Origin of the sequence: Odoribacter sp. Z80 (assembly GCF_009935865.1) — a bacterium.
GTDB lineage: Bacteria > Bacteroidota > Bacteroidia > Bacteroidales > Marinifilaceae > Odoribacter.
Window position 1 is genome coordinate 1 of sequence record NZ_QWEL01000013.1, and the last position, 8,184, is coordinate 8,184.

Annotated in this window: 3 protein-coding genes; all 3 read left to right on the forward strand. The window is 47.9% G+C overall.

What is annotated here, in order from left to right; translation table 11 throughout:
• Positions 1-1,050, forward strand: a 1,050-nt coding sequence (locus D1136_RS09290; RefSeq protein ID WP_237567041.1) for a glycine-rich protein, incomplete at its 5' end; no start/stop codon positions are given.
• A gap of 146 nt (positions 1,051-1,196) precedes the next feature.
• Positions 1,197-4,622, forward strand: coding sequence for an FISUMP domain-containing protein (locus D1136_RS09295; protein ID WP_161877365.1), 3,426 nt, complete (start codon positions 1,197-1,199; stop codon positions 4,620-4,622).
• 23 nt (positions 4,623-4,645) lie between these two features.
• Positions 4,646-8,161 (forward strand): FISUMP domain-containing protein, encoded by a 3,516-nt coding sequence (locus D1136_RS09300; RefSeq protein WP_161877366.1) that lies wholly within the window; start codon positions 4,646-4,648, stop codon positions 8,159-8,161.
• Positions 8,162-8,184: the final 23 nt, after the last annotated feature.

Here is an 8,184-nt window from a genome sequence, read left to right on the forward strand (position 1 = left end):
GATGTCCGCTTGGAGGTCTTGGTGGTGCCCTATACGCGCAACCCTTTTCCTGACAAGGTGGTGACTTATGCGTATAATGGTCAGAACAGTTATCAGATAGCGAACACCTGGAGCGGTCCTGATGCACAGCGCTGGACTTTGACGAACGGTTCTTTGGGTACGCTGGAGATTTCTGACCGTGGTTTGGTGAGTAATGTATCTTCGACGATGTGCAGTCATATCACGGTGGAGGCGGTGTGTGAGGACTTTCCTGATAAGGTCTACCGGATGGAACTGCATGAGCCTTCGCGTAGTTATGCTTCTGCCGGGGCTTATACGCTGAATCTTTTGCCGGGGGAATATACTTTTGAGTGTTGGGGTGCCAGGGGATCTCAGGCTCATGCAAACGGCAGTAATAGCGGAACTCCGGGAAACGGGGGTTATGCTTACGGGGAATACCGGTTGGGGCAGCAGAAACCTTTTTATTTGTATGTTGGCGGAGCGGCAGGAGGTGCTTCGGGCCATAACGGCGGGGCCGGCGGATGGAACGGCGGGGCTACGGGAGGATATGATTCGGATGATGATCCCGGTGGCGGTGGCGGCGGAGCATCGGATATTCGTGTGGTAGGCGGAGCTTGGAATGATGCTGTTTCGTTGCGAAACCGGATTATGGTGGCTGGCGGTGGCGGAGGATGCGGATGGAGCAGTCCCGGAGGAAATGGTGGAGGATTGCAGGGAGTAAGAGCTAATTCCAGTGCCAATGCGACACAGACTTCGGGAGCTGCTTTCGGATGGGCTTCGGTCGGAGGAAACGGAGGAAACGGACATACTGGTGCCGGTGGTGGTGGCGGCGGATATTACGGCGGTTACGGAGCTCCGGGGAGCAGTGGTGGCGGTGGCGGCGGTTCGGGATTTGTTTCGGGTATGGAGGGATGTAATGCGGTTAATGAGAGTGGCGCACATACCGGACAACCCAATCATTTCAGTGGCATTATTTTTCAGAATCCTAAAATGACACAGGGAGGTGCTGCCGGTAAAGTTGCCGGAGCTGTTAAAATAACGGTGAAATAACACATATTAACTTTCTTGTATTAATTATAAAAAATTATGTATTTATTTTGCAGTGTCAATAAATACTGTTAATTTTGGAGGTTAATAAAGGAAATGTGTATATGCAGTACTTTCATATCACCCAACGGTGTATATTGAGTATTCTTATGATAGTGTATTGCTTTAATATTCAGGCAAATAATGTCAGAATATTAGGTGATGTACGTGTAGATCCGAGGAAGATAACCAATCCCGGAGATGTAGCTACCCTGACTTTTACAGTGGAGTGGGATAATTCGTGGAGGGATATGTTCAATTATGATGCAGTTTATATTTTCTTGAAATATAAACTGAATGAGAAGGGGAAGCAATGGCATCATCTGTATGTCATGAATGAGGGGCATGAACTTTCTTCAGAAGATTATACACTGGAATTGGTGAATAATACCTCTTCGCTGAATAAGAACGAAGGTTTTTATCTTTACCGCAAACCGGCGGACTCGCCCTGGCATGGTACTTCTTCAGTACAAGTTTCTTTAAAGTGGTTAATTACCAGTAATGAGGATGAATCTCTCCGGATCTCCGATTTTGAAGAAGGCAAAGTGTTGTTAATGGCCATGGGTATAGAAATGGTGTATGTTCCCAGGGGGGCTTTCCGTATCGGTGATACTTATTCGGTCAATCATTTCCGTAACAATTACCTGGCTATGCCGGAGAAATATGATTTGATTCATCCGAGATCGGATGTGCGTACTTCTTCTCCGGTTGGTCCGGATTATCCAGACCCGTTGCTGGCAGCTAATCGTGTGAATGACCTGTCGGCTGAAAAAGGAGAAAGCGGTTTCCCTTCCAATGCATGGTATGGGGATAAGAAAGGTTCCGGTCAGGGGTATCAGTTCTGGGCGGTACATTTTGACAAGCCCGTGTGTGTAAAATACCTGGCAATAGAAAGCGTGCCCGGTTATGTGCCGGCAAGGTGGGAATTTCAGGGGAGGGCATCCGACGGAACGCAGGTTTGGGAATCTTTGTATACGGGAACGGAAAAGGATTGGGAGACATCCCTGACTCGTACTTATCCGCCGACCAGGGCTTTCCGTATTGAAAACAGAAAGAATTTTATTGAATATCGGGTATTTATCAGGTCTCAGGAGGATATGGTAAATCCCAATAATCCTCCCCTTATCAAGAATATCAGTATGACAACAGTGGATTTGGCGGAGGTGATAGATAACAGTGTCATTGTAAATGCACCGACATCTTCGTTGGGAGGACAAAGAGGATTAGCTGCTGATGATGGAGATACCTGGGCGGGAATTACCGATGTGAATTACCCGAACGGGTATTCGGCGTTTTATGTCATGAAGTATGAAATCAGTCAGGAGCAGTATGTGTCTTTTCTGAATCGTTTAAGTCGTGTACAACAGCAGGCCCGTACCATCGGAGCGGAATTGGATAAACTGAAGGAGGGGGATTATGTGTTTGGCAGTGACCGGACAAAGCCTTCCTGCCGGAATGGGGTGAAACTGTTAAAACGTCCTGCCGACGGCGAGCCGCTGGTTTTTTTGGCAAGCGGCACCGGGACGGGGCCTACACTGGCTTGTAATTACCTGAGTCCGGCAGATATGCTGGCGTATGCTGATTGGTCCGGATTACGGCCTTTGACAGAAATGGAGTATGAGAAAATGTGCCGTCCCTTTTATCCTTCCGAAGCAGTGCGGGGAGAATATCCGTGGAACAGTAAAACGTATGTTGCTGTGGAGAATCTTCAAAATCCCGGGACTCGCTCAGAGAAACCGCTTTTGGGAGAAGAGAATGTCAATTTCGGCCGGAGACAGACTGGTCCTTTGCGTTGCGGTGCTTTTGCCGTAGGAGCGCAAAGCCGCCAGGATATGGGAGCCAGTTTCTGGGGAGCAATGGAATTGGGTGGAAATTTAGCTGAGATTTATTATAATGTGAATACGGAAGGCCGTCGCTACCGGGGGATAGCCAATCATTTGCACGGGGACGGAAAGCTTGGTGCCAATGGGGCAACCAACATGACAGAGGCCAATTGGTCGAATCATCACAATGCCTTTTGTCTGAAAGGCGGACATTGGGCTGATACCGATCCGGAGTTGTTGGGTATTTCCAACCGTACGCGTCATTGGGAGGTGTTCAGGAATATGAATATTTCCCGGCGGGACAGTACGGTGACTTTCCGTTTAGGGCATACGGCACGGCAGAATACTTTTCCTGTTTACCTGAGCCTGCAAAATGGGCAGACTACCCAGGATGGACCTGTAGCCGATACGGTTTGTCACGGTGATACTTATACGATACGGGGAACTTTGCCGGAGGAATTGAAAAACGATTTGTATGCAGTGGCTTGGTATGTCAGTGAGAATCAGGGTGCTTCGTGGGAGGTGATGGAAGGAGAGGGAGATCAGAATTTTACTGTCACCAAATTATGGAACATTCATACGGACGAGGATGTTGTGAAAGAGTATTGGTTCAGGAAAGAAATTTACGGATTGAGCGGGGATGCTAAATCGGAAAAGGTCGTATTGAAAGTATTGGATGATACGACTTATCTGAATACGCATATCGATACGATTGACGTTTATGACCATTCCCGGGGAATTGAGGTGAAGGTATCTGAGAAAGCAGATTTCCACTGGATATTTAAGGGTAAGGACCAGGCGATATCCCATATTGTCCGGGAAGGGAAGAATGAGGTGGGTGCCCCTTATTATCAGTCGTTGAATAGCGGAAATACCTATTATATCCTGAAGTCGGTTTTCCGGAATCATTGTGTGACGGTAGATACCATCCGGACTTATGTGAAGCCTCAACCGGCTGCCCGTTTGTCTCAGGATGTGAAGTGCGGCGACTGGATGATAGATGTCCGGGACCAGCGCCGTTACCGGACGGTTGCCATTCAGGTGGGGGAGATGACACAGTGTTGGATGGCCGATAATCTGAATTATTTTGTGCCGGACAGCCGTTGTTATGAAGATGAAGAGGAGAATTGTGATGTGTACGGAAGGCTTTACAATTGGAATCAGGCTGTGGGTGAGTGGACGAATGGTACGGCTCAGGGGATTTGTCCGGAAGGGTGGCATATTCCGAATTCAGCAGAGTGGATTGTATTGCAGAATGCTACGGGAGCAGCTTTGCGGAGCCAGTTGAATTTATGGAAATTTCGTGACCGGGTTAGTTTGGCGACAAATGCCAGCCGTTTTTCGGCTCTGCCGTCGGGAGGATATTTCTTTTCTTACAGTACACAATACGGGAGTAATCTCCTGGGGGTAAGAAATGGTTATTATGACCTGACAACGAAAGGTTGGTGGTGGTCTTCTTCCTATACGGTAGATACTTATACGACGGCAGCGGCCAAGAGTAATCCTATGGCGGCTATTCGTATTCCGGCTTATGCTACGGTGGATTATGCAAATAATAAGACAATAGGTACTTCCGCCGGAAGCTCTCTGTTTTACGGAAGAAATGAATATCTGGGAAACCGTGCTTCGGTGGATGCCTACTCGAAGTATTATTCCCAGACGGCGGTGGAGAATAATTTTTATTTCAGCGTCCGTTGTGTGAAGAATGAATAAAATAATAAATAAAATAAATAAATATGAAGCGGCTATATTTATTATTTCTGATATGGATGGGGTTGGTGATACCGGGAGGTGCCAATAATGTGAGAATAGAAGGGGATGTGAAAGTGGACCCCGATAATGTGGATATTACAACGAATGTGGCTACCGTCACGTTTACGGTGAAATGGGATAATTCGTGGAGGGATGCCTTTAATTATGATGGGGTGTATCTTTTTCTGAAATATAAATTGGACGGAGACGGGAAGACCTGGCATCATGCTTTTTTGATGAGTACGGGGTGTCAGGTGGTGAATTCCGGTTATAAACTTCAGATGGCTAACTCTACGGGAATCCAGGACCGTTGTGAGGGACTTTTTATTTATAAGGATGCCAAAAGTTTCGGCGCTTCGGAGGTGAAGCTGGAATTGAAGTGGAAAATCACTTCCAATCCGGAGGAGTTGCTGGACCGCAGTGATTTTGTGGCTGGAAAGGTGTTCCTGTCGGCAATGGGAATAGAGATGGTGTATGTGCCCCGTGGGGCTTTCCGTATCGGCGATACGCAGTCGGCCAATACTTTCCGGAACAATGATATTTCTATTCCGGCCCATATGGATATTCTGAGCGATCAGCGGGTGGGAGCCTATTTTTCTTCCATGGAACAGCCGAAAAACGGGGTGCGTACTGCGAATCCGCCGGAATTTGCTGTGAATCGCATGAATGACCCGGGGACAACGGAAACAAACAGCTGGAAAGGAACGAATCCGGCAACAGGAAATGAATTCTGGCAGGTGGAATTCGACCAGGGGGTTCAGATTAAGAACCTGGCCATAGAAAGTATTCCTACCGGGGTTCCGGAGACCTGGCGCTTGATGGGTATGATGCCGTCAGGAGGAGATTGGGCAACCATTTCGGTGAAACGTTATGACGGGACGGATGCCGGAACGGGAGATGATTGGGCCGTAAATTCCCAGAGGACTTATCCCTGTACCCGTGCTTTAAAAGTGGATACGAAAGGAAATGCCTATAAATATTATAAGATAGAGATTACGAGTACGACCAATATTCCGGTTATTAAAAATATTGCCATGACCACGGAAGATTTGTTTTCGAAAGTGGACAATTCCGTATTGGTGTATGAATCGACAACGGCTTTGAGCGATCAGATCGGAATGTATGCGAAGGATGGGGACACCTGGAGCGGAAAGATCGGGGATAGCTATCCCAACGGTTATCCGGCTTTCTGGGTCATGAAATATGAAATCAGCCAGGAGCAGTATGTGTCGTTTTTGAATAAGCTGACAGCGCCCCAACAGCGCTCACGCACTATCGGTTCGGACTTGCGGAAGCTGAATGAAGGACAATATGTTTTCGGGCCTACCCATACTGTTCCTTCGGCCCGTAATGGTATAAAACTGGCTTCGATCGGAAATAACGATGCTCCTTATGTATTTGCCAATGACCTGAATCCGAACGATGACTATGCACAGGAGGGAGACGGACAGACACTGGCCTGCAATTACCTGAATGCCGGGGATATGCTGGCTTATGCCGACTGGTGCGGATTGCGTCCTCTCACGGAGATGGAGTTTGAGAAGATGGCCCGCCGGCCTTTCCCGGAACCCAGTATCTGGGGAGAATATGCCTGGAATGCTAATTCCGGTTTTACGGCTTCGACCACTATTCCGGCAATACAAAAGGGAAAAAAGACGGAACGTCCCGACGGAAATGTAAATGCCGGAGGGAAACTGGGCGGACCAACCCGTTGCGGTGCTTATGCTGTTGGAGGAAAACAGGTGGAAGCGGGAGCCAGTTTCTGGGGATTGATGGAATTGAGCGGAAACTTAGCGGAGATATATTACAATGCCAATACGGAAGGACGGAAATTCTGCGGCCGCGATGCCAATCATCATGGGGATGGTTCCATCTCTGAGGAAGGAAGCGCAAATGTGACAGAAAGTATCTGGCCGAAACATGCTGATGCGTTCTGTCTGAGGGGAGGCAGTTATCGGAGTGTAAAGGAAGAAACGACCATTTCGGACCGTACCTATCATTGGGGTGTGTATACTTCGGTCAATGACGTGTCTGCCCGAAAGGATAGCACCACTACTTTCCGGTTGGGAAAAACGGCTGAGGTGCTGAGCATCAAAGGAGAAGTGACCTTGCAGAATGGGTTGACTTCCGAGATGGAACTTCCGTGCGATACGATATGTTCCGGAGAAGATTATGAAATCAAAGGGTCTATACCGGCGGAAATCGAAGGTGCTTACCGGGTGGCCTGGTTTGTGAGCGGAGATGGCGGAACGTTCTGGGACCTGATAGAGGGAGAGGAAGAGGCTTCCCTGCATATTTCCAATTTGCGGAATCTCAATAACCAGACGAATTATTTCCGGGAGTATCAGTATAAACGGTATATTTATAGCAATGGCGTTGATGTGTTGCAAACCCGGCCGGTGAAAATCCGGGTGGTAGACCATCAGTTGACCTTGAGCCGCCATAAAGATACGGTGGATGTGTATGACCATTCGTGGGGTATACAGGCCACCGTGAAGCAAAAGGCAGATATCCGGTGGTGGTGGTTGAAAGAAGATAAGAGTAAGACGGAATTGCAACCGGAATATATTTTAACGGACAGCATTTCGCAAATGAACTTTCTGAAATATAGCGATTTCGGAGCTGGAGAGACAAAAGACAGGGATGTGAGGGTTATGGTGGAAGCGAAGGTGATGCATACCTGTTGGGAACGTGATACGGTGGATGTGCATATCCTGGCGATGCCGGAGGAAGTGTATAACCTTGATGGTGACGGAAATGTGCAGCCCTTTGAGTGCGGTAAGATTCTGGTGGATAACCGGGATGCGGACAATCACCGGTACAAAACGGTGCAAATCGGTAATCGCTGTTGGTTTGCGGAGAACCTGCGGAAAAGTGTGAACGGGTCTTTGTGTTATGGTAGTGTAGAAGCGAATTGTAATTTATATGGACGTTTGTATAACTGGAATACAGCGGTACATTCCAGTTCGCAGGGGATTTGTCCGGACGGATGGCATATTCCGACGGATGCGGAGTGGGCCCAATTGAAAACGGATGTGAAAGATGTCTTTAAATTGAAATCTCAGTTGAATAGCTGGGGGGGAAGCAAAGGGTATAATAAAGCGACGATAGGTTCCAACGAGAGCCGTTTCTCTGCTTTGGGAAGCGGGGCTTATTCCACGAATTACAATACGGCCTATATGTCCGGATTCAACGGATTCGGCCATTTGCGGAATGCTACGTTCTGGTGGACTTCTTCTTTTGCATGGGCGAGATTGGGAACTACAACTCATGGAGCTTGGAATAATAATTGTTGGGGAGACTATACAGGAAATTGTCTGGATGGTACTCAGCCTCATTATGCTTCGTTGACGAACGCTCTGGGATGGGAAAGCGGAGCCGAGAACCAATCGTGGATGTATAGTAGTGCGGTGCATGGAGCAGGTTATTCTTTAAATAATGATCCGGCGTTGGTATTGTCGGGACAATATATGTCGGTTCGTTGTATCAAAAACCAATAAGATTACAAGATAGTCGGACACTT